Origin of the sequence: Microvirga flavescens, from assembly GCF_003290125.1 — a bacterium.
GTDB lineage: Bacteria > Pseudomonadota > Alphaproteobacteria > Rhizobiales > Beijerinckiaceae > Microvirga > Microvirga flavescens.
In genome coordinates, this window is sequence record NZ_QMKH01000008.1 from 64,752 (window position 1) to 88,738 (window position 23,987).

Consider the following 23,987-nt stretch of genomic DNA (forward strand, 5'->3'; position numbering starts at 1 on the left):
CCATGCGGGCTCGGCTGCATCCTAAAGGCGAATGCCCCGGACTTCCCTCGATGAAGCGCTAGGTTTGGGAAGATCAGAGACTTAGTCCTGGAACGTTCGATTACGAGCCCAGCTGAGGACTAGACCGCATCGATCAGGCGGTAACCAATGCCAGGCTCCGTCAGAAGAAAGCGCGGATCGGAGGGGTTGGGCTCGATCTTCTGCCGGAGCTGGCCGACATAGACCCGCAGATATTGGGTGTCGTTCTCGTGGGCAGCGCCCCAGACAGCAGTGAGGATTTGCTTGTGCGTTACCACTTTGCCTGCATGGCTCGCGAGAAAGGCGAGGAGATCGAATTCCTTGGGACTGAGGCTCACATCAGCTCCTTGTAACGTCACTCGACGTCGGGGAATGTCGATCTCCAATCCTCCTACACTGACGACCGGAGTTTCGCCCTTGCGCTGCATGCGGTGGCGCAGGGCCGTGCGCAGGCGGGCCATGAGCTCGCCCATGCCGAACGGTTTATTGACAAAGTCGTCCGCACCCAGATCAAGCGCAGCTATCTTCTCAGCCTCGCGGTCGCGGGCGGACAGTACGATGATCGGCACGTCGGACCATTCTCGCACGCGGGCGATCACGTCCTTGCCATCCATATCGGGAAGGCCGAGATCAAGCACGACCACATCGGGCGCATCCCCTGCAATGCGCTTCAAGCCCTCGGCTGCCGTTCCTGCGCTGACCGCTTCGTAATCGTTCGCTTCAAGAGCTGGTTTGAGGAAACGGAAGATCGCTGGTTCGTCATCGATGACAAGCACCCGCGTCGGGGTGGTCATGGCTTTGTCTCCTTCAGCGGCAGCCGGATCGAGATGCACGCGCCGTGGCCGTCTGCGACAGGGCTTTCCGCAGCAATCGATCCGCCATGCGCATCGACAATCCCTTTCGCGATCGCAAGTCCCAGCCCCGTGCCTTCGCCCCCGTCGCCGTCTTGTTCGCGGCCACGGGCAAACTTTTCGAAAACCTTCGGGAGCAGCGTTGAGGAAATGCCCGGTCCATTGTCCGTCACGCAGAGCACGATCTCACCTCCCTCCTGATGCGCCGCCAGCTCGACCTGCGCCTCAGGTCCTGCATAGCGGACGGCATTGCCGACGATGTTGGCAAGAGCCTGATCGAGCAGAGAAGGATCGGCCAGAACGAAGGGAATATCCGGCTCGATGGCAACCCGGAAGCCTTGCGTCGCCCCCCGCCGTCTCGCGAGAGCCACGACCCTGTCGAAGGCCTCCCGGACATCGACCCAATCACGGCGAAGCTCAAGGGCTCCTGCCTCGACGCGCGTCATCGACAACAGGTTGCGGACCATGCGATCGAGATGCTCCGCCTCGTCCTTCACCTGATCGAGCAGATCTTGGCGGGCGCGTTCCGGCATTCTCGGCCCGTAGTCGATGAGGCTGGTCGCCGCTCCGAGGATGGAAGCGAGAGGCGTGCGGAAGTCATGGCTGATCGAGGTCAGCAGTGTGTTGCGTACCCGTTCAGTCTCGGTCGCAGTATGGGCTGCCGTGATTTCGCGGGCCAGCCGTGCCCGCTCCATGGCTGCGGCCGTCAGCTCCGTAACAGTCTCGGCGAGGGTCCGGGCTTCCGAGTCGAGCATGTTTCCATCAAGCGCAAGGCCCATGACTCCGACACGGCCATGGGAGGAGCGCAGGGGCAGAAAGAGCCAGCGGGCCGACGGCAATGTCCCTGTTCCAGCGCCAGCCGCCTCGTCCTTCTCGTAAGCCCAGCGTGCCGCCGAGGCTGAAGCGGTATCGAGCTGGTCTTCCGGAGGCCAGGAGGCCGCAAGCTCAAGGATGTCGTTCTGGGGCAGGAGGATTGCGGCCGGACGATGAAGATAGCCGTTCAATTCGACGACGGCTCCCTCGGCGACCGCATTGGCATCGGGGAAGCTCGACAGCCTGCGAGTAAACTCGTAGAGCCGTCGCGTTGCCCGCGCCCGGCTGACGGCAGCCGAAGCCTGCTCCCGCGCCCGTCCGGCAATGGCCGAGGTTAGAACGGCCGCGCCAAGAAAGATAAACAGAGCAAGCAGCTCGTGCGGGCGGGCGACTGTGAAGGTGTAGACCGGGTCGATGAAGAAGAAATTATAGCCAAGAAACGACAGGATCGAGCTGACAACGGCGGGCCAGATCCCGAACCGAACGGCAGCGAACAGCACGGCCACCAGGAAGATCATCGAGACGTTCGGCAGCGAGACCACGGAGGTCATCGCCAGCCCGATAACAATAGCCGCGGCAACGGCAAGGGCGGACCACAGGAAAGGCGCCCACGACTGGCTGACCTTCATCCGTGATATGCGATTCCACCATCGCACCTTCCGAGCTTGCCCGTCCTTGGGGGTCACGACATGAATGGCGATGTCCTCGGCATGATGAACCAGTTGATGGGGCAAGGAATGCCCGACAAGTTCGGACCATAAGCCACCACGGGATCGTCCTACCACGATCTGTGTGACGTTCTCAAACCGAGCGAAGCGCAGAAGCTCCTGAACCATATCACCAGCGACGAGAGTTTTGGTCTCCTCGGCGCCCAGGCGCTCGGCAAGTTGAAGCGCCTCGTCGACGCGCCGCCGTTCCTCGTTATCGAGGATCGTGCCTGGCCGTTCCACGGTCACGGCAAGCCAAGGAGCACCAATCGCATCGGCCAACCTTTTGGCATGGCGCACCACCGCCGGTGAGCTCTCGTCGGTGCCGACACAGACCAGGATGCGCTCCCCTGCCGCCCAGGGCCCTTCGACGCCGCCGCTCTGCATCCGTTCGAGCAGATCGCTGTCGATGCGCTCGGCGGCACGACGCAGCGCCAACTCGCGCAGGGCAACGAGGTTGTTGGGACGGAAGAAATTGTCAACGGCGCGAGCTGCCGTATCCTGAACGTAGACCTTTCCCTCTGCCAGCCTTTTGAGAAGCTCATCCGGAGGCAGATCGACCAGAACGAGTTCATCTGCTTCGTCGAAAGCCGTATCCGGTACGGTCTCGCGCACGCGAACGCGTGTGATGCGCTGAATGACATCGTTGAGGCTTTCGAGATGCTGGATGTTCAGCGTCGTCCAGACGTCGATCCCCGTCGCCAGCAGCTCCTCGATATCCTGCCACCGCTTCGGATGACGGCTGCCCGGGGCATTGGTGTGGGCATATTCGTCAACGAGGATGAGCCGAGGACGGCGCAGAAGCGCGGCATCGAGATCGAATTCCTGCACCATCCGGCCCCGGTAAGGGACTGACAGTCGAGGCAGGATCTCGAAGCCTTGCAGAAGCTCTTCCGTTTCCTGACGCCCGTGGGTTTCGACAAGGCCGATCACCACGTCTGTCCCGCCTTCCCGTGCCGTCCGCCCGGCCTGGAGCATGGCATAGGTCTTCCCAACGCCAGGAGCCGCCCCAAGAAAAATCTTGAGGCGGCCACGACCCTCGCGGTTGGCGAGGGTAAGAAGCGCGTCGGGGGACGCACGGGGCGTCTCAGTCAGAGCCATCAGGACGGGGCCTCCGCTATCCCACAATAAGCCATTGCGGCACCCCTCAAGAACCCAGTTTGTCTAGCGCCTGGTTAACCCGCAGAACATTGACCCGTGGCTCTCCAAGGAGGCCGAATGTCCGCCCCTCCGTTGCAGTTTCGATGACCTGTCGCACCTGAGCCTCGGACATGTTTCTGACTGAGGCAATTCGAGCGACTTGAGCCTTCGCGAAGGCAGGGGAGATATGCGGATCGAGGCCGCTGCCGGACGTGGTGATGGCATCGCCTGGAATTGGCTGTGCCAATCCGGCTTTGCGCCAGGCATCCGAGGACGCCGTCAGACGATCCGCCAGCTTCTGGGATGTCGGCCCCAGATTGGATCCTGTCGAAGCCGCCGCATTGTAAGGAGCATCCACCGTCTTCGATGGATCATTGGGATCGGCTGCACTCGTGGCCGAGGGACGCGGCCAGAGATAGCGGTCGGACGTGAAGGTCTGCCCGATCAGGTCGGATCCGACCACGTTGCCATTCTTTTCGATGAGACTCCCATTGGCCTGCGCGGGAAAGAGAGCCTGTCCGATGCCCGTCACGGCGAAGGGATAGGCAAGTCCCGTCAGGGCTGTGAACAGCAGGAGCAGGACAAGTGCGGGACGAAGGTAAGACATGTCGGCCTCCTGTTAAGCCCAGCCAATCACGGTGACCGCAAGGTCGATGATCTTGATGCCGATGAACGGCACGACGATGCCGCCGAGGCCGTACACCAGAAGATTGCGGCGCAGCAGAGTTGCCGCACCGAGCGGACGGTAGGAGACGCCCCGCAAGGCAAGCGGGATCAGCGCGATGATGACAAGGGCATTGAAGATCACTGCCGAGAGAATGGCGCTCTGTGGTGTCGAGAGGCCCATGACATTGAGGCTCCTGAGTTCAGGGATCGCCGTTACGAACAGAGCCGGGATGATCGCGAAGTATTTGGCGACATCGTTCGCGATGGAAAACGTGGTCAGCGATCCACGTGTCATGAGGAGCTGCTTGCCGATGCCGACGATCTCGATGAGCTTCGTCGGATTGGAGTCGAGATCCACCATGTTGCCTGCCTCGCGTGCAGCCTGTGTGCCGGACTGCATGGCAACGCCGACATCCGCCTGAGCCAAGGCCGGGGCGTCGTTCGTGCCGTCGCCGCACATGGCGACGAGACGCCCTTCGACTTGCGCACGGCGAATGTAATCGAGTTTGTCCTGCGGCGTTGCCTCTGCAATGAAGTCGTCAACGCCTGCTTCCGAGGCAATGGCCGCCGCCGTCACCGGATTGTCCCCGGTCACCATGACGGTGCGAATGCCCATGCGGCGCAACTCCGCAAAGCGTTCCTTGATGTCGGCTTTCACCACGTCCTTCAGGTGAATGACGCCGAGAAGCCTGCTCCCGTCGGTCAATCCAAGCGGAGTTCCACCCGAGCGGGCAATGCGATCCACGGCAGCGGCGAAGCCTGTGTCAGAAACGTTCTTTCCGCTGGCGTCACGCACGAAACGGAGCACGGCATCAACGGCTCCTTTTCGCAAAGTGCGCGTGCCGAGATCGACGCCGGAAAGGCGGGTTGTCGCAGAGAATTCGATGAAACGTACATTCTCCGGAGACTGCTCCGGGGCTTTCACGCCGTACTTGTCCTGAACCAGCGTCACGATGGAACGGCCCTCCGCTGTCTCGTCCGCGAGGCTAGCGAGAAGAGCCGCCTCGGCCGCCTCATGCTCCGTGACACCGGAAACCGGGATGATCTCGGATGCCATGCGGTTGCCGAAGGTGATGGTCCCTGTTTTGTCGAGAAGCAGCGTGTCCACGTCGCCCGCCGCTTCCACAGCGCGCCCTGACATGGCCAGCACATTGAAGCGGATGAGGCGATCCATGCCCGCGATGCCGATGGCCGAGAGAAGGCCGCCAATGGTCGTCGGGATCAATGTCACGAGCAGCGCCACCAGGACCGGGACAGGAACATCGGCGCCCGAGTAGCGCCCCAAACCTGCAAGCGTCACGACAGCAATCAGGAAGACGATGGTCATGCCCGCCAGGAGAACGTTGAGGGCGATCTCGTTCGGGGTCTTCTGGCGCTCAGCCCCCTCCACGAGTGCGATCATCCGGTCCAGGAACGAGGAACCGGACGCCGCCGTGATACGGATGACGAGCCAGTCGGAAATCACGGTCGTGCCGCCTGTGACGGCGGAGCGGTCGCCGCCCGACTCGCGAATGACGGGCGCGGATTCGCCTGTGATCGCTGCCTCATTGACCGAGGCGATGCCTTCCACAATTTCGCCGTCTCCGGGGATCAGATCCCCCGCCTCCACCAGAACGAAATCTCCCACTTTCAGATCGAGAGCCGGCACCGTTGCATGATGCCCCTTTTGCTCAGGATCGTAGAGTCGTCTGGCGATGGTCTGCGTGCGTGCCTGGCGCAAAGTGTCTGCCTGCGCCCGGCCGCGCCCTTCGGCCACGGCCTCCGCGAAATTGGCGAAGATCACCGTGAACCAGAGCCATGCCGCGATCTGCCCCGTGAAGAACGCGGATGCGCCTGCCACGAGATCGCGGGCGAACAGAACGGTCACCAACAAGGCCACCACTTCCGTCACAAAGATGACCGGGTTGCGGATGAGGTCGCCGGGATTGAGCTTCTTGACGGAGTCGAGGACCGCTTGGCGCAGGATTGCTCCATCGAACATCGAGATGGTCGGTTGAATATGCTTGCTCATGGAGCACCTGTCAGAATGTTTTACCAGTTAGCATCATCACCTGCTCGGCGATGGGGCCGAGGGCGAGAGCCGGGAAAAACTGGAGACCGCCGAGGATCAGGATCACGCCGATCAAAAGGCCGATGAACAGCGGCCCATGGGTCGGAAACGTGCCCGTTGAAGACTCGAGCTTTGTCTTGGCCGCGAGCGAACCCGCGATGGCCAGCATCGGCACGATGTAGGCGAAGCGGCCCAGCAGCATCGCAAGCCCGAGCGTCGTGTTGTACCAGGGCGAATTGGCGGTGAGTCCGGCAAAGGCGGAGCCATTGTTTCCTGTGGCTGACGAATAGGCGTAGAGGATCTCCGAGAGGCCGTGCGGCCCGGCATTGAGCAGCCCGGCGAGCCCCTGCGGGAGCACGGCGGCAACCGCCGAGAAGCCCAGGATGGCGGTCGGCAGGATCAGGACGGCCAGCATCGCCATCTTGACCTCCTTCGCCTCGATCTTCTTGCCGAGATACTCCGGCGTGCGGCCCACCATGAGTCCCCCGACGAACACGGCGATGATCGCCATAACGAGGATGCCGTAGAGACCTGAGCCGACACCGCCCGGAAGGATTTCGCCAAGTTGCATCAGGAACATCGGAATAAGTCCGCCGATGGGCGTGAAGCTCGCGTGCATCGCGTTCACTGCGCCGCAGGACAGGCCCGTCGTGACGGCAGCCCAGAGAGCGGACAGAGCAAGTCCGAAGCGGACCTCCTTGCCCTCCATATTGCCGTCCGCAGGGTTGATCCCAGCCTGATGCAGCATCGGCGTTCCTGCCGCTTCCGCTGCATAAGTGATCGCGATGCCTGCCACGAGCAGGATGCCCATCACCCAGACCAGAGCACGAGCCTGTCGGCTGTCACCGATCAGCCGCCCGAAGGTGAAAACGATGGCGACCGAGATCACCAGCATCTGCCAAATCTGGACGAAGTTCGTCAGAGCCGTCGGATTCTCGAAGGGGTGGGCAGCATTCACGTTGAAGAAGCCGCCGCCATTAGTGCCGAGCTGTTTGATCGCGATCTGGCTGGCGACAGGTCCGAGGGCAACCGTCTGCTTGGCGCCCTCCAGCGTCGTCGCATCGACGGATGCGAGCATCGTCTGTGGCATCCCGAGTGCCACGAGCAGAATGGCCGTGACAAATGACAATGGCAGAAGCAGATAGAGGGTCGAGCGGGTCATATCGACCCAGAAGTTGCCGACCGTGCCTGCCTTGGAGCGGGCAAAACCCCGGACCAGCGCCATCGCCAAGGCAAGCCCCGTCGCAGCGGAGAGAAAGTTCTGCACAGTCAGCCCCGCCATCTGCGAAAGATGGCTCATAGTCGTCTCGCCGGCATAGGATTGCCAGTTTGTGTTGGTGACGAACGAGACCGCGGTATTGAAAGCGAGATCGGGAGAAAGCGCTCCAAAACTCTGCGGATTGAAAGGCAGGAAACCTTGCAGTCTCAAAATAGCGTAGAGCAGCACAAAGCCCGCCGCGTTGAACAGGAGCATCGCAAAGGCGTAAGCCCGCCAGCCTTGCTCGCGGGCGGGATCGACACCTGCCAGAGCATAGAAGCCGCGCTCAACAGGTCCAAGCACGGGCGAAAGAAGGGTGCGCTTTCCTGCATAGACCTTGGCCATGAAGGCACCGAGCGGCACGGCCGCCAGCAGGACGGTTGCGAGAATGATGGCAATTTGGAGCCAACCGTTGAGGATCATTGGCTGGACCTCCTAGAACCGTTCCGGCCTGAGCAAAGCCAGGACGAGGTAGGCGGCGAGGCCCAATGCAACGATGCCGCCAAGGAAAAAATCGAGGGACATGGATCAGCCTCCCTCAAAGCCGCTCGGCCATGCGGGCATAGAGCGCCATGAGCGCAAAAAACCCGAGGCCAGTAAGAAGATAGACAAGGTCAGACATGACAGCACCCTAAAGTGAGTGCTGAACGCTACGCCTGGTGACCATCAAATCTCGATTGGGAAGTGTGGTGCCAAAAATAAAGGCGGCATAAACTCGCCGCCTTCACCCCGTCAGTATCTTCATTGTAGGCCTCCGCTGGGCAATTCCCTTAGTGCGAACTTGTCTCTTCAGCCGTGATCGGAAGAAATCTGACGAAAATTGTCTTTATTTTTCTGGGCATTAGGGCTCCCGAAATCGCAACCGTACTCGCTAGCCTCTCTTAACACCCTCACGTCATAGCCGAGCGAGGCGAAGCTCCAAAAGCTGCAAAAGAACTGCCCGGTAGATTGGGATGGATAGCAGGCAGACGATTCATCCGTTGAAAACAATCCCGGCCTTGGCGAGCGTGCGCGCCGCCATCTCTGCGTGGAGCCGTTCAACCATCCTACCGTTCAGCGATAAGACACCGCGCTGGGAATTCTCCGGGGCGGCAAAGGCGGCGACGATCGCGCGCGCCTCCTCGATCAAGGCCGTGTCTGGCGAGAAAGCCGTGTTGGCGGGTTCGATCTGCTTGGGATGAATCAGCGTTTTCCCACCAAAACCCATGTTCACACCCTGACGACATTCGGCCGTAAAGCCATCGGCATCGTTGAAATCGTTGTAGACACCATCGAGGACGTCGAGCCCGAAAGCGCGGGCGTGGATGATCACCGAGGCCAGCCAGAGCATCATGGTGGAGCGACCTTCGGGAAGCGGTAGCCCGGTTTCCTTGGCGAGATCGTTGGTGCCGGCGACAAGACATTCGAGCCCGATCGACGGCTTTGCTCCGAGGGCCGCGATCTCGCGGATATTGACGATCCCGAGCGGCGTCTCGATCATCGCCCAAAGCCGCGTGTCGGGAGCGTTTGATCGATCTAGCGCCGTACGAACCTCGAGCACCTGTTCCGCAGTCTCTACCTTCGGCAGCAATACCGCATCCGGCTTGCAGACGCTCGCTACGGCAAGGTCTTCGGCTCCCCAGGCGGTCGCGGCGCCATTGACGCGGATGATGCGCCCCTTCGTCGAAGTCGGGCTTGCGGAGAAATGTGCCTGAAGCGCCGCGCGAGCATCGGCTTTGACCGATGCGGCGACTGCGTCCTCGAGGTCGAAAATGATCGCATCGCAGGCCAGCGATTCGGCCTTGGTCATCGCCCTCTCATTGGCGGCCGGAACATACAGGACGGAACGGCGCGCACGCGCTAGCGTCATCATTGCCTCTTATGAATTGTAGTGTCCTGCAGGTCAGGAGCGCGCGGTGAATATCGCTCGCCCGTTCGCGTCGCGGCCTTCCTGCACAACGCCGCTGTTAACCAGATAGTTGATGTGGGCAAGGGTCTCGCCGAGCGCGAAGCCGATATTGTCCGGCCCCTCGATATGCGGGAACATCGTCCGCGAAAGGTCGAGCGCGGTCCTTGGTACGGAGAGGGAGTTCGCGGTCGCGTCGAGGCGCTTGCGGTGATGGTCGCGCAGCTCTTCGATTCGTTCATGGATGCCGCGATAGGGCATTCCATGCGAGGGAAGGACGAGCGTCCGCGCCGGGATGTCAGCGAATTGCGGAAACGAGGCGAGATAGTCCGCCAGCGGGTCAGCCGTCGGCGTCATCTCGTAGACGGCAATGACCGGCGATATTCTCGGAAGAAGGTGATCACCGGAAATCAAGATATCGGATACAGAGTCGTAGAACGAGGCGTGTTCGAAAGCATGCCCCCGTGTGACAAGGACGCGCCAGTCCCGGCGGCCGAAGCGTATTGTATGACCGTCGCGTATTTCGGTGATGGCGCCGGGGATCGGCCCGGACAAGTCGATGAAGCGATTGCGGCTTTTGATCATCCCGTCGGCGACGGATTCGTCGAAGCCGTGCCTGATAAGATAGGAATGGTGTGTCGCGCTAGAATTCGGCACATCGTGCATATGGGTGAGCCGGGCCCATATCCATTCGGCGAAAGTGCCGACGAAGTCAGCCTCAAAACGTTCGACAAGCCAGCCCGACAGGCCAATATGATCCACGTGTCCATGGGTCGCAACGACGCGACGCACCGGCAGGCCTCGCATAGGCCCTGCCAGCAGCGTCTCCCATACGTCGAACAATTCGGGCGTTGCACAGCCCGTGTCTATCACGGTCCACCCGTCGTCATCTTCCAGCAGCCAGACATTGACGTGGTCGAGCCGGAACGGCAGGGGCAGGCGTGCCCAGAGCAGGCCGGGCGAAATCTCTGTGACTTCGCCCTTTCCGGGCGGAGCATTCCAGGGAAATTCCAGCTTGCTCGTTCTTGACACCATGGATCTGATCCGATCGGTCATGCGGCGCTGCGGGGAATGAGCAGCCAATAGTCGAGATCGAGCAGAACGGAAGCCTCCTCCTGCCCGCCTGGAGCAGGATAGGAAGCGCAGTCCAAATCCTTGGTGGCGATGGTGCGAACGCGCAGCGCTCCAATATCGGTGCGCTCTGGAAACGTGCATTTGTCCAGGACTTCCGACCAGCAATAGATCGTATCTCCGGCAGCTGCCGCGTTGACGTGCCGACCGCCGTTAATGGCAGCGACAACACAGCCATTGGCAAGCCCATTGAACGAGAGCGAACGCGCCAGCGAGATGATGTGACCACCATAGACGATCCGTCGTCCGAACCGGCTCGACGCCTGCAGAACGGCATCGAAATGGCCTTTCGCGGTATTCTGATAAAGGCGTGTCGCAATCTGGTGCTCAGCTTCTTCGATGGTCATGCCGTCGATGTGGTCGATGCGCTCTCCCGGCCCATAGTCATCGAAAAAATAAGGGCTTCCCGCGAGCGAGGGGGCATAGCCTGAAAAATCGAGTCCGTCCGGGATGACAATCGCATCGCCGGCGACCTCGGACGCCAGTTCGGGGATGACTGTGTCCGGTGCCGCAACGGATGCATCACGCTTGTTCACCATGACCCAGCGCACGAACGTCAACACCGCTACGCCGTGCTGATTGTAACCTGTCGAGCGGACGTAAACGATGCCCGTCTTACCGTTGGCGTTCTCGCGCAGACCGATGACCTCGCTGCGCGCCGTGAAGCTGTCACCCGGCCACGCGGGCGCGAGAAAGCGACATTCGGCGTAGCCCAGATTGGCGACCGCGTTTAGAGATATGTCGGGAACGGTCTTGCCAAAAATAACGTGAAAAAGAAGAAAATTATCAATCGGCGCCCGTGCAAGACCACACGACTGTGCGAAAGCGTCCGAGGACTGCATGGCAAAGCGCATACCGTAAAGCGCGGAGTAAAGTGCGACATCACCCGTCGTGATGGTGCGCGGCACGGCGTGTACGATTTCCTGACCGAGCCGGAAATCCTCGAAGAAATTGCCACTGGAAGCCTTGGCCATGTGAGAAATCCTTGCGGCTCAAATGTCGGCCGTCGGCTTGATGCCAGCAAGCTCGGCCCGGTCGATGATGCGTTGCACGAGGCGCACGGTCGCGACATCCACCATCTGACCGTCGACTTGGATGGCGCCGAGGCCCTGTCCTTGCGCCTCGCGATAAGCGGCAACGGCTTTATAAGCGCGGTCGACTTCCGTCTGCGAGGGGCTGAACGCTTCTTGTGCGATGGCGACCTGGCTTGGATGGATCGCCCATTTTCCAACCGCTCCGAGCTGCAGCGCGCGGATGCATTCGACACGGAAGTAATCCTGGTCCTTGAAGTTCACGAACGGCCCGTCGATGGCATCAAGACCATAGGTCCGTGCCGCCACGATCATTTTATAGCGGGCATAATGCCAGATATCGCCGGGATAGCCGGTGTCGCCGGAAATGGCCCGCGGATCAATTCCCTGCGAGGCTGAGTAGTCGCCCATTCCGAAGATCAGCGCTTCAAGCCGATCGGACGCTCCGGCGATCTCCTCGACTCTCATGATGGCCTCGGCTTCCTCGATGAGAACTTCAATGCCGATGCGTCGCTTGAGACCGAGTTTGCCTTCGATCTGTGATAGCAGGCGATCGACGAAGCGCACGTCGCAGGCGGATTTCACCTTCGGAACCATGATGGTGTCGAGATTCGCTCCGGCCCCTTCGACGACCGTTATGATGTCCTCATAGGCATAGTGAGTATCGAGATCGTTGACCCGCACGCAGCGTATGCTTCGTCCCCAATCCAATGTGTTGAGTGCCTGGACGATTTGAGCGCGGGCAGGAACCTTCGCTGCTGGCGCGACCGCATCCTCGAGATCGAGGAAGACGTGGTCGACATCGAGCGACGCGGCCTTGGCCATCATCTTGTCGCTCGATCCAGGAACTGCGAGTTGGCAGCGGCGCAATCTCTGCGATCTTGCGATCATCTCTCTCTCCCGTAGCACAGCGGCGGCATGTCCCCGCGATCAAGACACGTTCGAACCGTTTCCGGAAGGCGGGTTTTGACGCGACGAATTTCTTCCCTATAATCTAACTATCGTTAGAATATCGACGCGTAAACCCCTTTTCGACGGGACCGCGAATCAAACAGCGCAAGGCAAGACATCATGTCACTGGTGGTCCTCGAACATCCAGCGGAGCATGTGGCGCTTCTTCGGCTCAATAGACCGGAGGCGCGCAACGCCCTCAGCCCGGAACTTCGCGCGGAACTACGGAGTCACTTTCTCTCGCTGTCGGAGGAAAAAGCGATCCGCGCGATCATCGTCACTGGAGACCGTAAGGCGTTCGCAGCCGGCGCAGACATTCGTTCAATGGTTTCGATCGGGCCGGCCGAGATGATGCGCCGAGGCGATGACCTCAACTGGGGAGCGATCCGCCACTGCCCCAAGCCGGTTATCGCCGCCGTCAACGGATATGCTCTGGGTGGGGGATGTGAGCTCGCCATGCACGCCGATATCATCGTGGCAGGCGAAGGCGCGCTGTTCGGACAACCCGAGGTCAAGTTGGGCATCATGCCGGGCGCCGGCGGGACTCAGCGGCTGGCACGAGCGGTCGGCCGCTACCGCGCGATGCTGATGCTTCTCACCGGCCAGCCCATGACCGCGCGGGAAGCCTATGAGGCTGGACTGGTGAGCAAGCTCACACCGGATGAGGACACTGTTTCTGAAGCGATCGCGATCGCGCGCGCCATTGCCGCCATGCCGCCGCTCGCGGTCGCCGAGATCAAGCAAGTGCTGCATGCGGGGCTTGATGCCCCGCTCGATATGGCTCTCATGCTCGAGCGCCGGGCGGCCTATCTGCTGTTCGATTCTGACGACAAGCGCGAGGCGATGACCGCTTTTCTAGAGAAGAGAAACGCAACGTTTTCAGGAACCTGAGGCGGCAGCCGACAGGCCCTCACAAAGAGTGGTGACAAGTTTTCGAACGAGTGTTAGAGTTTTTGAATACCCAAAGCGACGGAGATCGACAGGGTGATTGGGAGGAAGAGCATGGATGCGAAAAATTTCCCGCAAGTCGCTTGCGCGCGCCGCGATCTACGGCGCGACTGACTATGCTGCTCGTAGATGATATCCAGCTCGCTTTCGGCGGCCTCAAAGCGCTGAGCGGCGTGAGCGTTCACGCCCAGGCCGGCAAGATCACCTCCGTGATCGGCCCCAATGGCGCGGGAAAGACCAGCCTGTTCAATGTCATATCCGGCTTTTACAAGCCCCAGCACGGGCGCGTGACGCTCGACGGCCGCGATATCTCAGGCCTTAAACCGAGTCAGCGCGCCTATTGCGGTATGTCGCGAACCTTTCAAAACATCGCGCTCTTTCACGGCATGAGCGTCCTCGACAACATCAAGCTAGGCGCTCACACCAAGCTGAAGAGCGGCGTTCTGTCGGCGGGCTTCCGTTTGTTGCAGACGCGCAAAGAGGAAGCTGAACTCTCGCACGAAATCCAGCGCGATATTATCGGCCTTCTCGAACTCGACCGCGTTCAGCACCATCCCGTAGAGGATCTCGCCTATGGCCTCCAGAAGCGGGTTGAACTGGCGCGCGCGCTGGTCATGAAACCCAAGATTCTGCTCCTCGACGAGCCGGTCGCCGGCATGAACCGCGAGGAAAAGCAGGAGATGAGCCGCTTCGTTGTCGATGTCCGCAATAACTGGAACACGACTGTGCTTTTGATCGAACACGACATGAGCATGGTGATGGGAATATCCGACCATATCGTGGTCCTTTCCTTCGGCAAGCCCATCGCTTCCGGAACGCCCAACGAGGTGCGCGCCAATCCGGCCGTCATCGCGGCCTATCTGGGTGCGGGCGACGATGTCGCGATGGCAGAAGCAACAGCGGCATAGGAGCGCGAAGCCTTGAACTCGGTGGCATTGTTTCTCGAATACTCGGCAGTCGGCATCGCTTCGGGCGGCATTTACGCTCTCATCGCGCTCGGCATCGTCGTGATTTTCAAATCGAGCCGTACGTTCAACTTCGCCATGGGCGAAATGATGATGCTGTCCGCCTATTTCTTCTACACGGCTGCCGTCACATTCTCGATGGGGATCTTCTTTGGTGTCGTCGCGGCGCTGATCGGCTCGGTCGCGGTTTCATTGTTGATCGAGCGGTTTGCATTGCGGCCGATGATGGGGCGGCCCTTCATCGCCATCGTGATGGTGACGTTCGGCATCGGCAGCATCATCCGTGGCGTCGTCGGCATGATCTGGGGGCCGAACGATCTTCAGATTCCGGCGATCCTGTCGCGATCCCCTGTCCTGCTCGGCAGCATCTTCATCCCTGGGAAGACCGCGCGCGCCTTCGCCATCGCCGTCGTGATCGTCATTTCGCTGATCGCCTTTCTGCGTTACTCCCGCGCCGGCATTGCGCTTCGCGCCGCGGCGGCGGACCAGATTACCGCTTATTCCATGGGAATCGACGTGCGTCGCGTCATCGCCTTCAGCTGGGTGATCGCCGCCGTCACGGGCTGCATCAGCGGCATTCTGATGGCCAATGTGAATACATTGACGCCACATCTCGGTCTCGTCGCTCTCAATGTCCTCTCGGTCGTTATCCTCGGCGGCATGAACTCGATCGGCGGCGTCCTCGTCGCGGGCTTCATCATCGGCTGGCTGGAATCGGTGACCGGATGGATTCTCGGTACCGAGTTCCGCGAGATCACTCCCTACATTCTCGCCCTGCTGGTCCTTCTCGTCCGTCCGACCGGCCTGTTCGGCACCAAGGAAATCGAGCGAATCTGATGTTGAGCCAAGTGGAAACAACGACGATCCCCACGCCACTACGGACGAACAACCGGGACTGGCTCTGGGCTGTGCTGCTCATTGCCGTGCTCGCAGCGCTGCCGCTTGTCGCTCCCCGCTATTGGATCTACTTCGCGGGCCTTCTCGGCATCAACATCATCGTGACGCACGGCCTCAACATCATGACAGGCTACACCGGCTTGTTGTCCCTCGGTCATGCCGCATTCGTGGGTGTCGGCGCATACACGGTGGCGCTCGCGCAGATCCATCTCGGCCTTCCCTTCTACGTGACGATCCCTCTTGCGGGCGTGGTCGCGGCCGTCATCGGCATCGCCTTCGGTCTTCCGTCTCTGCGAATCCGGGGCCTCTATCTGGTCATTGCCACACTCGCCGCGCAATTCATCCTGAACTTCGTTTTTGTGCATTGGCAGAGTGTCACCAACGGCGATGCGGGATTGACGGTCCAGCCGGCGACGGTGTTCGGCTATGCCTTGAATAACGAGACGCGGACCTATTACCTCATCCTCGCCTGCGTCGTGTTCTTCACGATCTTCACGCTGAACGTCATTCGCTCCCGCGTCGGCCGCGCATTCATCGCCGTCCGCGAGCGCGATCTGACAGCGGAGGTCTTGGGCGTCCAGATCGTCTGGTACAAGCTTGTCGCCTTTGCGCTCGGCTCGTTCTATGCCGGTGTCGCCGGTGGCTTGATGGCTTATTTCAATCAATTCGTGAACCCCGAGCAATTCGGCCTTCTTCTCTCCGTCTTCTTCCTGTCGGCAGTGATCGTCGGCGGCATGGGCTCGACGCTCGGCGCTATCCTGGGAGCAGTCTTCATGACCCTTCTCCCGGAGGTGTTGCGCGAAGGCGCGCTCACGATCGGCGGAACGTTCGGCTTCGACATCGCGTCGATCCTCGTCCCGCTCCGCGAGACGATCTTCGGCCTCCTTATGGTGGCCTTCCTTATCCTTGAACCGCGCGGGCTCGCCCAGTTGTGGAAGCGCGCTCGGCAGAAATTCTCACCTGTTCGCGGGAGCGAGTGAGAGGCCTTCGCCGTCCCCGAGGGGCGGCGCATACCAAATAAGCGATCGATCAGATCTAGTAGGTGGAGGGGATAATGATTAACAGACGTAACTTCGTGAAAGCAGCGGGCGCGGCTGCGGCGGTCGGCACATTCGGCATCCGTACCGCACGCGCGGCCGATGACCTCAATTGGAGCATTCACTGCGACCTGACCGGGCCTGCTGCCGAGGGCGGTAAATTCCAGGCCGACGGTTTCACCACCTACGCCAAATGGATCAACGCGAACGGCGGCATTCGCGGTCGTAAGATCAACCTGACGATCAACGACTCGACCTTCAAGGTCGACGTCGCTGTGGCGAACGTGAAAAAGGCGCTGGCCCAGGGGCGTGTCGATTATCTGTTCGGTGAAAGCACCGGCATGATCCAGGCGATTTCACCCGAGAACAACTCAACGCAAAAAATCTTCATGACATCGGGGTCGTTTGCGTCAGAGCTCGCCGACGAGAAGACTTTTCCCTATCACTTCGTGACTGGCGCGACATATGGCGCACAGCTTCAGATGCTCATTGATTATATCAAGACATCATCCGGATCGAATCCGACAAAGGTCGTGATCGTGCATTCGAGCACGAGCATGGGCCGCGACGGCGTCGAGCCAGCGATCAAGCGGGCGGAGGAAGTGGGCGTCAAAGTGGTCCTGGTCCAGCAGACCAAGTTCGTCGAGACGGACGTCAGCGCCTATGCCCTGGCGATCCGCAAAGCTCAGCCGACCCACGTCATCCACCACGGTTATTCCTTCGCGGTCTGGCCGGAGATCGTGCGCTTGGTTCGCGACTATGGCATGAACGACGTAGTTTTCCTGGGGACCGTTTGGCAGAATGAGCGCGCCAAAATGCTCGAGCTCAAGGACGTCGCTGAAGGATTGGTCGGCGTCAAAGTCTGGAACGACGACACGTTGAAGCCCGCCGGCACGATGATGAAGACCATCGGCGAGCTCTCTAAAGCGAAGGATCCAAGCTTCAACGGCTATGCTCGCCTCGGATTCCTCAACGCCTGGGTCAGCGGCATGATGGCGACAAGAGCTTTCGAGGCCGTCATCGACGCAGGGCAACCGATCAACGGTGACAACCTCGCTCAGGCCGTACGCGCGGTGAAGAATTGGGACACCGGTGGCATCATCGACGCTCCGGTTTCCATCTCCGGCCAGCAGGTCGGACTCGGGCGGATCATCAAGTGGAGCCAGAAGAACAACTGGGATCCGCAGCATCTCACCGATTGGATGAAGGTGAACTGAGCGATGGCAGCCGCACTCGAAATCCGGGATCTCGCCGTCGTCTATCAGGGCGTCATTCAGGCACTCACCAACCTGAGCCTGCGTGTCCCGGAGGGCAGCATCGTCGCCCTTCTCGGTGCCAACGGCGCCGGCAAGACAACGACGCTGAAGGCGGTTTCCGGTTTCTTGCCGCTGGAGGATGGCCGCGTGACGCGCGGATCAATCACGCTCGGTGGACAGGACATTCTCAAACTCGCGCCGCACATGATTGTGCGGCGCGGCATCTTTCATGTCCGCGAGGGACGCCACATCTTCTCGGAAATGACGGTTGAGGAAAACCTCATCGCTTCGACATTCGCGCAGCGCAAATCTCGGCCGCGCAAGGATGCTTTCGACGAGGTCTATAACTACTTCCCGATCCTGTCGCAGCGTCGGAACCAGGCGGCAGGATACCTTTCCGGGGGCGAACAGCAAATGCTGGCGATCGGACGGGCGTTGGTGGCCGATCCGGAAATGATCCTGCTCGACGAGCCATCCCTCGGCTTGGCGCCGTTGATCGTGCAGGAAATTTTCGAAATCGTCGCGCAGATCAACCGCGAGAAGAAGGTCTCCATCCTGCTGGTCGAGCAGAATGCGGTGATCGCGTTGAAGTATGCCTCTTACGGCTATGTCATCGAGAACGGTCGAACTGTTATGGCCGGCAGCACGGAAGAGCTTTCGGCGAACGAGGACATCCAGAAATTCTATCTCGGCGTCGAGACCGAGAGAGCGGCCTGACTTCTTAACGTGCCGTCAAATTGAGAAAAGGGCGGCGCTACCAGTGCCGCCCTTTAATCGGCTGTGCGAGATGCTCAGTAGAGCGAAATACCCATCGATCGGCCGCCATCGAGAGTGAGAATCTGGCCGGTTACGTTTTTTGTTCGCGGATCGGCGAAGAATGCGATGCCGTTGGCGATATCCTCAGGCTGGCCGACGGTCTTCGTGGGCTGCTTCGCGATAAGTTCCTGCTGCCGCTCGGGCGTCAACGAGCGGAACATATCCGTCTCGATCAGGCCGGGCGCGATACCGTTGACGAAGATTCCCTTCTCCGCGAGATCGAAGGCCATCCCGCGCGTCAGTCCGACAGTTCCAGCCTTCGACGTGATATAGGGAGCGTGAGCATAGCCCGCGAGGTAAGCACGCGAGGCAACATTGATGATGCGCGCGCCGCGCTTCATCACTTTCACTGCTTCCTGCGCCATCACGAACGTGCCGACGACATTGACCTCGTACATCGCCTTGAAGTCATCCTCCGTGATCGTATCGAACTTGCCATCCCAAAAGATCGCCGCGTTGTTGACCAGCACATCGAGCCTCGGCAAGGACTCCATCAGCGTCGCGACGGCCGCGCGATCCGTGATCGATAGCGCGTGGTGCTCGACCGATCTGCCGGCCTCGCGCAGGGCCTGCCTCGCCGCGGCGAGCGGCTCGGCGTTACGGTCCACCATCACGACGTGAAAGCCGTCATCGAGAAGGCGCCTGACCGTCGCAAGACCGATCCCTTGTCCGGCGCCCGTCACCAGCGCCACTTCCTTGTCACTCATCGTTGTTTCCTCAGGCGTCCACGGGAAGGACGAAGGTTTCGGTCAGGCCACCATCCACCATCAGGATGTGGCCGTTCATGTAGCTCGAGGCCTTCGAGACCATGAAGGCGACAACACCGCCCGCCTCTTCGGGATCGCCCCAGCGGCCCAGCGGGATGCGGCCGGAGACGCCCTTCTCATAGCCCGGCCGCGCCAGAATACTCGTGTTGATCTCCGTCAGGAAATAGCCCGGTGCCATCATGTTGCAGGTCACGCCACTGGGGCCGAGTTCGGCAGCAAGCGCCCGCGTCAGGCCCGCGAGTCCGTGCTTGCTGGACACATAGGCCGCGATCTTCTCACGGCCTGTGACAGCGAGCGCCGAGCCGACATTGACGATGCGGCCATATCCCATCGGGACCATGAACCGCGCTGCTTCCCGGCACAGCAAATATGGACCACGGACGTTGGTGGCGATCACCTTGTCCCACGTCGATGTCTTTGCCTCGGCCAAAGGCTCCCAGGCATTGATACCCGCATTGTTGACGAGGATATCGAGACGGCCCTCCGCTTCGCCGATCTTGCGAATGGCATCGACACATTGGTCGCCGTCGGCGAGGTCAAATGCGCTGGTGCGGACATCAAGTCCTTGTTCTCGCAGGGCGGAAGCCGACTCTTCGAGCTGGTCCTTCCCTCGCGCGGTCATGTAGACGCGGGCACCGGACTCAGCGACAGCACGCGCCATTTCGTATCCGAGGCCGCGCGAGGCTCCGGTCACGACGGCAACCTGTCCTTTGAGCGAAAAACGTTCGGTCATGCCCGTTCCTCAGGCTGCAAGCTGGAAGGTGAAGGTGGCCTCGATCCCGCCATCGACATGAATCACCTGGCCGGTCACGAAGCTCGAGGCATCCGATGCGAGGTAGATGAGTGTGCCGACGAGCTCCTCCGGCTTGCCCCAACGCTCCATCGGCGTGACGCCGCTGACGGCGTCCACATAGCCGGGTCGCGACGTCAGGCTGGCATTGATATCCGAGACGAAATAGCCGGGGGCAATCACGTTGGCGGTGATGTTCTCGCGGCCGAGCTCGGCGGCGAGCGATCGGGTGAGCCCAACGATCGCGGACTTGCTGGCGCAATAGGCATGCAGCTTCGCCCGTCCGATCGTCGAGAGAACGGAGCCGATATTGACAATGCGGCCGCCACGACCTCCAGCGCGCATGAAGGCCGCGCATTCCTGCGACAGGATGAAGCTCGCCTTCACATTGGTTTCCATGATGCGCTCGAAGTCCTCGACATCGCTGTCGAGGATTGGCTGCCAGTTGATGATGCCGGCATTATTGACACAGATGTCGATGCGCCCGAGGTCGTTGCCGATGCGCCGGATTCCGGCGCGAATGGCCTCCTCGTCGGCGAGATCGACCGCCAGCACTGCCGCTTTTCCACCAGCGTCGGCTATCTCATCGCGCACCGCTTTGAGCTTTTCTTCGTCGCGCGCCATCAGCACCACATGCGCGCCAGCAGCGGCGAGACCCTTGGCCATCGGCTTGCCGAGCCCGCGACTCGCTCCCGTAATGACGGCGACCTTCCCTTTCAGGGAGAACAGTTCAAGCATCCTCAATCCTCCTTGCCATGTGGGCGGCATTTGCAGCAGCGGCGGCTCAGCTTGGTCCATGGATTCGACGCAGCCCGACCTTGTCTATCTTGCCACTCGGGAGCTTCACGATCTCGTCGACGAAAGTCACATGGCGTGGCTTCTTGTAACTCGCGATTTGCGTCCGGCAGTGATCGACAATTTCCTCCGACGTTGTCGACGCGCCGGGTTTTACCACCACGACAGCCATCACCGCCTCGCCCCACTTCTCGTCGGGCACGCCGATCACCGCGACCTCGGACACGGCATGGTGAGAGACGATCGCCTCCTCGACTTCGCGGGAATAGATATTCTCGCCGCCGGAGATGATCATGTCCTTCTTGCGGTCCACGAGGTAGAGAAAGCCTTCGTCATCGAGCTTTCCCACGTCGCCGGTATGCACCCACCCGTCGCGCAGCGTTTCCAGCGTCGCGACAGTGTTGTTCCAATATCCTTTCATAACTCCGGGGCTCGTGAGCAGAATCTCGCCGACGCTTCCCCTCGGCACGTCTTCGCCATTCTCATCGACGATGCGGACATTGACTCGCGGTGAAGCCTGGCCGACCGATGTCAAGATCTCGCGATCCCGGTCGGTGCCGTCGGGCCTATGCTGATGGGCGAGCAATGTCGTGCCTATGCCTTCCGTCTGACCGAATTGCTGCTGAAACACTGGCCCGAGAAGCTTCAGGCCCCGCTTCAGGACGGGAATCGGCATGGGCGCCGCAGCATAGACGATCATGCGCAGGCTCGATGTATCCGTCGTGCCCATATGCGGGGAGTCCAGGAGAGATTGAATCATGGTCGGCGCCATGTGCGTGACCGTGATTTTCTCTTCCTCGATCGCGCTGAGAATCGCCTGCGCGTCAAATCCCTTCTGGATGACGACGGTACCGGCGCGCCAATGCTGCGCGAGCTGGATGATCTTTGCGCCGATGTGGAAAAGCGGCATCATGATGAGCAGGCGGTCGGCTGGTGAATTGCGCTGGTCGGAGCCAAGGATCTCGGCAGCGGCCACTTGGCCCGCCTGCGACAGCATCACCCCCTTCGGCCGGCCGGTTGTGCCGCTCGTGTAGATCAGAAAAGCCACGTCGTCCGACGATGGGCGAAACGGAACTCCGGACGCATCGCCCGAGGCCAACACCTCCTCGTAGTCCGATGCGAAGTCGATGCTGCCATCGATGCATATATAGTTCTCGATCGTCGTCAGCTGAGCTCTCATAGCAGCGACAGTGGCGGCGTAGGCCGCTTCGAAAATCAGGACCTTCGGCGCACTGTCGTTGATGATATGGACCATCTCCGGCGGCGCGAGACGCCAATTGACTGTCGCGCAGATGAAACCGGAGATCTCGCAAGAGCCATAGACCTCCTGAAAGGCGAGCGAGTTCTGGCTGAGGATGCCGACCCGGTCTTGACGTTTCAGGCCGAGCCGGTGCAGTGCGCTGGCGAGACGGCTCACGCGCTCGTGAAACTGAGAATGGGTGATACGCTTGTCGTTCCAGACGAACGCCGTCTCGTCGGGATGCTTCCACGCATTGTTGTCAAGCATGTCGGCAAGCGTCTGCGGCACCTTCATCGACCCTGTCCTTCTTTTGTTACTTATTCGACAGTCGGACCGAAGTTCGGCTTACGCTTTTCACGGAAGGCCGAAAGACCCTCTCGAAAATCGTCACTGGCAAAGCAGAGCGGCTGGGCCATCGCTTCGAAATCCAGAACAGCGGCGGGGTCGTCCGAGCGCTCCATCATGCGCTTTGTCAGCGCAGTTGCGAAGGAAGGAAGCGCCGCGATCTCGCGTGCCCGTTCCATTGCCTTCGCCGCAACGGCTTCGTCGGGGACGACATCGTCGGCCAATCCGATTGCGAGCGCATCCGCACCCTTGAAGTTGCGAGCGTAGAGAAGGGCCTGTCTCGCCTTGGCGAAACCGATGCGCTGCGGCAAGGTATAGGCGATGGCGAAATCCGGTGTGAGGCCGATGCGCGGGAATGGAAAACCCATGCTGGCATTCTCGCCCATGACGATCGTGTCGCAGGCCAGTGCGAGGCCGGCGCCGGCTCCGACCGCGTGGCCTCGGACTTCGGCTATGAGAGGCTTGTCGGCAGAAAGGAGTAGACGGGCGAGACGGTGCGCCGAGATCATTCGCTGACGCCCGGCCTCGGGATCGCCAAGCGTGTCCATCTTCGACAGATCACCGCCGACCGAAAAATCCTTCAGCGCCGAGGCGATGATGATCACACGGGTTTTGATATCGCTCAGAAGCTCGGTGAGGACGGGTAGAAGTTTGCCTCTGAGTTCCTCTCCCATCGCGTTGCGGGCCACCTCATGTTTCATGACGAGACGCGCTATTCCGCGTTCGTGCCGCTCGATTTCGACGATCTCCACCGGCTCCTCCCTGCGCTTATCGGCACTTCAGAGAAGGCTATACCAATTAAAAACCTAACACTAGTTAGAAAATCAACAAATTCTGATGTCTGTTCGAAACCATTCCCTTGAATCAAATTGCCGCTTATAATGATACAAACCTACAGGCACGAGACTAGAGAAGCGGAATGACAAAAAAGCTGGCCAAGTCGGCCATTTCCCAGAAGCGGGTTCTCGATGCCGCGGCCAAGATATTTCGTGATAACGGCTATGCCGGCACGACGATGCGGATGATCGCCGACGAGGCCGACCTCAAAGCCGGCAGCATCTATTATCATTACGAGTCGAAAGACGAACTCATCAGCGCGGTTCTCGATCTCGGCATCCATGCGGTCATTGAAACGGTCAAGGCTGCTCTCGACGCGCTGCCTTCCGATGCGTCAGGTCGGCAGCGGGTGGAGACAGCGATTCGCGCCCACCTTTCGGCCATCATCGACAATGGCGATTACACATTGGCGACCCGGCGCGTGTTCGGCCAAGTTCCCAAGCCGATCCGGGAAAAGAACCAGCGGCTCAGAAGCTCGTATGCCACCATGTGGCAGGGCATTCTCATGGACGCTCAGAAGCGCGGAGAATTCCGGTCAGACACCGACCTCTCACTCGCTCGTCTGTTCATTCTCGGCGCGCTGAACTGGACCGTCGAGTGGTTCAAACCCGGTGGCCGCAGCATCGATGAGGTGGCCCGCACATTCTCCGGCGTCGTGATCGACGGCCTCGTTACCGATTCAGGAATGATGACGACGACTAAGGCACAGCCGCCGTCCAAGCAGAAAGCAGCCCCCCGCACTCCGCGCATCCGCGCCCTGTGACAGGAGTGCTGCGGAGCCGTTTTAGGTCAC

General features: G+C 60.5%; 22 protein-coding genes. 7 read left to right on the top strand and 15 right to left on the bottom strand.

What is annotated here, in order from left to right:
- Positions 1 to 119: 119 nt before the first annotated feature.
- The 10 genes from DQW91_RS14700 to DQW91_RS14745 all read right to left on the bottom strand — a co-directional run bounded on the left by DQW91_RS14700 (position 120) and on the right by DQW91_RS14745 (position 12,441).
- Positions 120 to 812, bottom strand: coding sequence for a response regulator (locus DQW91_RS14700; protein WP_112664404.1), 693 nt, complete (start codon positions 810 to 812; stop codon positions 120 to 122).
- The gene (locus DQW91_RS14705) at positions 809 to 3,490 is read right to left on the bottom strand and encodes a sensor histidine kinase (RefSeq protein ID WP_112664405.1); all 2,682 of its coding nucleotides are present in this window, start codon (positions 3,488 to 3,490) and stop codon (positions 809 to 811) included. Before DQW91_RS14705 ends, DQW91_RS14700 begins: the two co-directional genes overlap by 4 nt.
- A gap of 46 nt (positions 3,491 to 3,536) precedes the next feature.
- On the bottom strand, positions 3,537 to 4,136 hold the full coding sequence (gene kdpC, locus DQW91_RS14710; RefSeq protein WP_112664406.1) for a potassium-transporting ATPase subunit KdpC: 600 nt from the start codon (positions 4,134 to 4,136) through the stop codon (positions 3,537 to 3,539).
- Positions 4,137 to 4,148: 12 nt separating this feature from the next.
- On the bottom strand, positions 4,149 to 6,206 hold the full coding sequence (kdpB, locus tag DQW91_RS14715; protein ID WP_112664407.1) for a potassium-transporting ATPase subunit KdpB: 2,058 nt from the start codon (positions 6,204 to 6,206) through the stop codon (positions 4,149 to 4,151).
- 10 nt (positions 6,207 to 6,216) lie between these two features.
- Complete coding sequence (kdpA, locus tag DQW91_RS14720) at positions 6,217 to 7,926, bottom strand: potassium-transporting ATPase subunit KdpA (protein WP_112664408.1); 1,710 nt, start codon at positions 7,924 to 7,926, stop codon at positions 6,217 to 6,219.
- Between the two features lie 12 nt (positions 7,927 to 7,938).
- Positions 7,939 to 8,028 carry a K(+)-transporting ATPase subunit F gene (kdpF, locus tag DQW91_RS14725; protein ID WP_112664409.1) on the bottom strand — a complete coding sequence of 30 codons (90 nt, stop codon included), beginning with the start codon at positions 8,026 to 8,028 and terminating at the stop codon, positions 7,939 to 7,941.
- Between the two features lie 448 nt (positions 8,029 to 8,476).
- Positions 8,477 to 9,355 carry an HpcH/HpaI aldolase/citrate lyase family protein gene (locus tag DQW91_RS14730; protein ID WP_112664410.1) on the bottom strand — a complete coding sequence of 293 codons (879 nt, stop codon included), beginning with the start codon at positions 9,353 to 9,355 and terminating at the stop codon, positions 8,477 to 8,479.
- 30 nt (positions 9,356 to 9,385) lie between these two features.
- Complete coding sequence (locus tag DQW91_RS14735) at positions 9,386 to 10,444, bottom strand: MBL fold metallo-hydrolase (RefSeq protein WP_157961462.1); 1,059 nt, start codon at positions 10,442 to 10,444, stop codon at positions 9,386 to 9,388.
- Entirely contained in the window at positions 10,441 to 11,493 is a 1,053-nt protein-coding gene (locus DQW91_RS14740) for a MaoC family dehydratase (RefSeq protein WP_112664412.1), read from the bottom strand. The genes DQW91_RS14735 and DQW91_RS14740 overlap by 4 nt, the downstream gene beginning before the upstream one ends.
- Positions 11,494 to 11,511: 18 nt before the next feature.
- Complete coding sequence (locus DQW91_RS14745) at positions 11,512 to 12,441, bottom strand: HpcH/HpaI aldolase/citrate lyase family protein (RefSeq protein ID WP_112664413.1); 930 nt, start codon at positions 12,439 to 12,441, stop codon at positions 11,512 to 11,514.
- A gap of 180 nt (positions 12,442 to 12,621) precedes the next feature.
- Here DQW91_RS14745 and DQW91_RS14750 point away from each other — a divergent pair, with 180 nt between their 5' ends.
- The 6 genes from DQW91_RS14750 to DQW91_RS14775 all read left to right on the top strand — a co-directional run bounded on the left by DQW91_RS14750 (position 12,622) and on the right by DQW91_RS14775 (position 18,321).
- Entirely contained in the window at positions 12,622 to 13,392 is a 771-nt protein-coding gene (locus DQW91_RS14750; protein ID WP_112664414.1) for an enoyl-CoA hydratase-related protein, read from the top strand.
- A gap of 173 nt (positions 13,393 to 13,565) precedes the next feature.
- Positions 13,566 to 14,357 (top strand): ABC transporter ATP-binding protein, encoded by a 792-nt coding sequence (locus DQW91_RS14755; RefSeq protein ID WP_112664465.1) that lies wholly within the window; start codon positions 13,566 to 13,568, stop codon positions 14,355 to 14,357.
- Positions 14,358 to 14,378: 21 nt separating this feature from the next.
- The gene (locus tag DQW91_RS14760) at positions 14,379 to 15,251 is read left to right on the top strand and encodes a branched-chain amino acid ABC transporter permease (protein WP_245411057.1); all 873 of its coding nucleotides are present in this window, start codon (positions 14,379 to 14,381) and stop codon (positions 15,249 to 15,251) included.
- On the top strand, positions 15,251 to 16,291 hold the full coding sequence (locus tag DQW91_RS14765) for a branched-chain amino acid ABC transporter permease (protein WP_112664416.1): 1,041 nt from the start codon (positions 15,251 to 15,253) through the stop codon (positions 16,289 to 16,291). The genes DQW91_RS14760 and DQW91_RS14765 overlap by 1 nt, the downstream gene beginning before the upstream one ends.
- Positions 16,292 to 16,365: 74 nt before the next feature.
- Positions 16,366 to 17,565, top strand: coding sequence for an ABC transporter substrate-binding protein (locus DQW91_RS14770; RefSeq protein ID WP_112664466.1), 1,200 nt, complete (start codon positions 16,366 to 16,368; stop codon positions 17,563 to 17,565).
- A 3-nt stretch (positions 17,566 to 17,568) separates the two neighbouring features.
- Positions 17,569 to 18,321 (top strand): ABC transporter ATP-binding protein, encoded by a 753-nt coding sequence (locus tag DQW91_RS14775; protein ID WP_198411876.1) that lies wholly within the window; start codon positions 17,569 to 17,571, stop codon positions 18,319 to 18,321.
- 74 nt (positions 18,322 to 18,395) lie between these two features.
- On the opposite strand, the gene DQW91_RS14780 is transcribed toward DQW91_RS14775, so the two are convergent.
- The 5 genes from DQW91_RS14780 to DQW91_RS14800 are packed head-to-tail and all read right to left on the bottom strand — an operon-like array spanning position 18,396 to position 23,109.
- Entirely contained in the window at positions 18,396 to 19,127 is a 732-nt protein-coding gene (locus DQW91_RS14780) for an SDR family NAD(P)-dependent oxidoreductase (RefSeq protein ID WP_112664417.1), read from the bottom strand.
- A gap of 10 nt (positions 19,128 to 19,137) precedes the next feature.
- Positions 19,138 to 19,920: an SDR family NAD(P)-dependent oxidoreductase gene (locus DQW91_RS14785; protein WP_112664418.1), complete on the bottom strand. Its 783-nt coding sequence runs from the start codon at positions 19,918 to 19,920 to the stop codon at positions 19,138 to 19,140.
- 9 nt (positions 19,921 to 19,929) lie between these two features.
- A complete protein-coding gene (locus DQW91_RS14790) occupies positions 19,930 to 20,715 on the bottom strand; it encodes a glucose 1-dehydrogenase (protein ID WP_157961463.1) in 786 nt (261 codons plus the stop codon).
- Between the two features lie 46 nt (positions 20,716 to 20,761).
- Positions 20,762 to 22,306, bottom strand: coding sequence for a class I adenylate-forming enzyme family protein (locus DQW91_RS14795; RefSeq protein ID WP_112664420.1), 1,545 nt, complete (start codon positions 22,304 to 22,306; stop codon positions 20,762 to 20,764).
- Positions 22,307 to 22,329: 23 nt separating this feature from the next.
- Entirely contained in the window at positions 22,330 to 23,109 is a 780-nt protein-coding gene (locus tag DQW91_RS14800) for an enoyl-CoA hydratase/isomerase family protein (RefSeq protein ID WP_112664421.1), read from the bottom strand.
- A 167-nt stretch (positions 23,110 to 23,276) separates the two neighbouring features.
- On the opposite strand from DQW91_RS14800, the gene DQW91_RS14805 reads away from it, so the two are divergent.
- Entirely contained in the window at positions 23,277 to 23,957 is a 681-nt protein-coding gene (locus tag DQW91_RS14805) for a TetR/AcrR family transcriptional regulator (protein ID WP_112664422.1), read from the top strand.
- The last annotated feature ends 30 nt before the right edge of the window (positions 23,958 to 23,987 follow it).

Excerpts from the sequence above, each read along its gene's own strand:
- DQW91_RS14795 (WP_112664420.1), bottom strand. The coding sequence starts at position 22,306 with ATGAAGGTGCCGCAGACGCTTGCCGACATGCTTGACAACAATGCGTGG.
- DQW91_RS14730 (WP_112664410.1), bottom strand. The coding sequence starts at position 9,355 with ATGATGACGCTAGCGCGTGCGCGCCGTTCCGTCCTGTATGTTCCGGCC.
- DQW91_RS14805 (WP_112664422.1), top strand. The coding sequence starts at position 23,277 with ATGACAAAAAAGCTGGCCAAGTCGGCCATTTCCCAGAAGCGGGTTCTC.
- kdpA (WP_112664408.1), bottom strand. The coding sequence starts at position 7,926 with ATGATCCTCAACGGTTGGCTCCAAATTGCCATCATTCTCGCAACCGTC.
- DQW91_RS14785 (WP_112664418.1), bottom strand. The coding sequence starts at position 19,920 with ATGACCGAACGTTTTTCGCTCAAAGGACAGGTTGCCGTCGTGACCGGA.
- DQW91_RS14790 (WP_157961463.1), bottom strand. The coding sequence starts at position 20,715 with ATGCTTGAACTGTTCTCCCTGAAAGGGAAGGTCGCCGTCATTACGGGA.
- kdpC (WP_112664406.1), bottom strand. The coding sequence starts at position 4,136 with ATGTCTTACCTTCGTCCCGCACTTGTCCTGCTCCTGCTGTTCACAGCC.
- kdpF (WP_112664409.1), bottom strand. The coding sequence starts at position 8,028 with ATGTCCCTCGATTTTTTCCTTGGCGGCATCGTTGCATTGGGCCTCGCC.
- DQW91_RS14770 (WP_112664466.1), top strand. The coding sequence starts at position 16,366 with ATGATTAACAGACGTAACTTCGTGAAAGCAGCGGGCGCGGCTGCGGCG.
- kdpB (WP_112664407.1), bottom strand. The coding sequence starts at position 6,206 with ATGAGCAAGCATATTCAACCGACCATCTCGATGTTCGATGGAGCAATC.
- DQW91_RS14735 (WP_157961462.1), bottom strand. The coding sequence starts at position 10,444 with ATGACCGATCGGATCAGATCCATGGTGTCAAGAACGAGCAAGCTGGAA.
- DQW91_RS14765 (WP_112664416.1), top strand. The coding sequence starts at position 15,251 with ATGTTGAGCCAAGTGGAAACAACGACGATCCCCACGCCACTACGGACG.
- DQW91_RS14705 (WP_112664405.1), bottom strand. The coding sequence starts at position 3,490 with ATGGCTCTGACTGAGACGCCCCGTGCGTCCCCCGACGCGCTTCTTACC.
- DQW91_RS14745 (WP_112664413.1), bottom strand. The coding sequence starts at position 12,441 with ATGATCGCAAGATCGCAGAGATTGCGCCGCTGCCAACTCGCAGTTCCT.
- DQW91_RS14755 (WP_112664465.1), top strand. The coding sequence starts at position 13,566 with ATGCTGCTCGTAGATGATATCCAGCTCGCTTTCGGCGGCCTCAAAGCG.
- DQW91_RS14740 (WP_112664412.1), bottom strand. The coding sequence starts at position 11,493 with ATGGCCAAGGCTTCCAGTGGCAATTTCTTCGAGGATTTCCGGCTCGGT.
- DQW91_RS14700 (WP_112664404.1), bottom strand. The coding sequence starts at position 812 with ATGACCACCCCGACGCGGGTGCTTGTCATCGATGACGAACCAGCGATC.
- DQW91_RS14780 (WP_112664417.1), bottom strand. The coding sequence starts at position 19,127 with ATGAGTGACAAGGAAGTGGCGCTGGTGACGGGCGCCGGACAAGGGATC.
- DQW91_RS14750 (WP_112664414.1), top strand. The coding sequence starts at position 12,622 with ATGTCACTGGTGGTCCTCGAACATCCAGCGGAGCATGTGGCGCTTCTT.
- DQW91_RS14775 (WP_198411876.1), top strand. The coding sequence starts at position 17,569 with ATGGCAGCCGCACTCGAAATCCGGGATCTCGCCGTCGTCTATCAGGGC.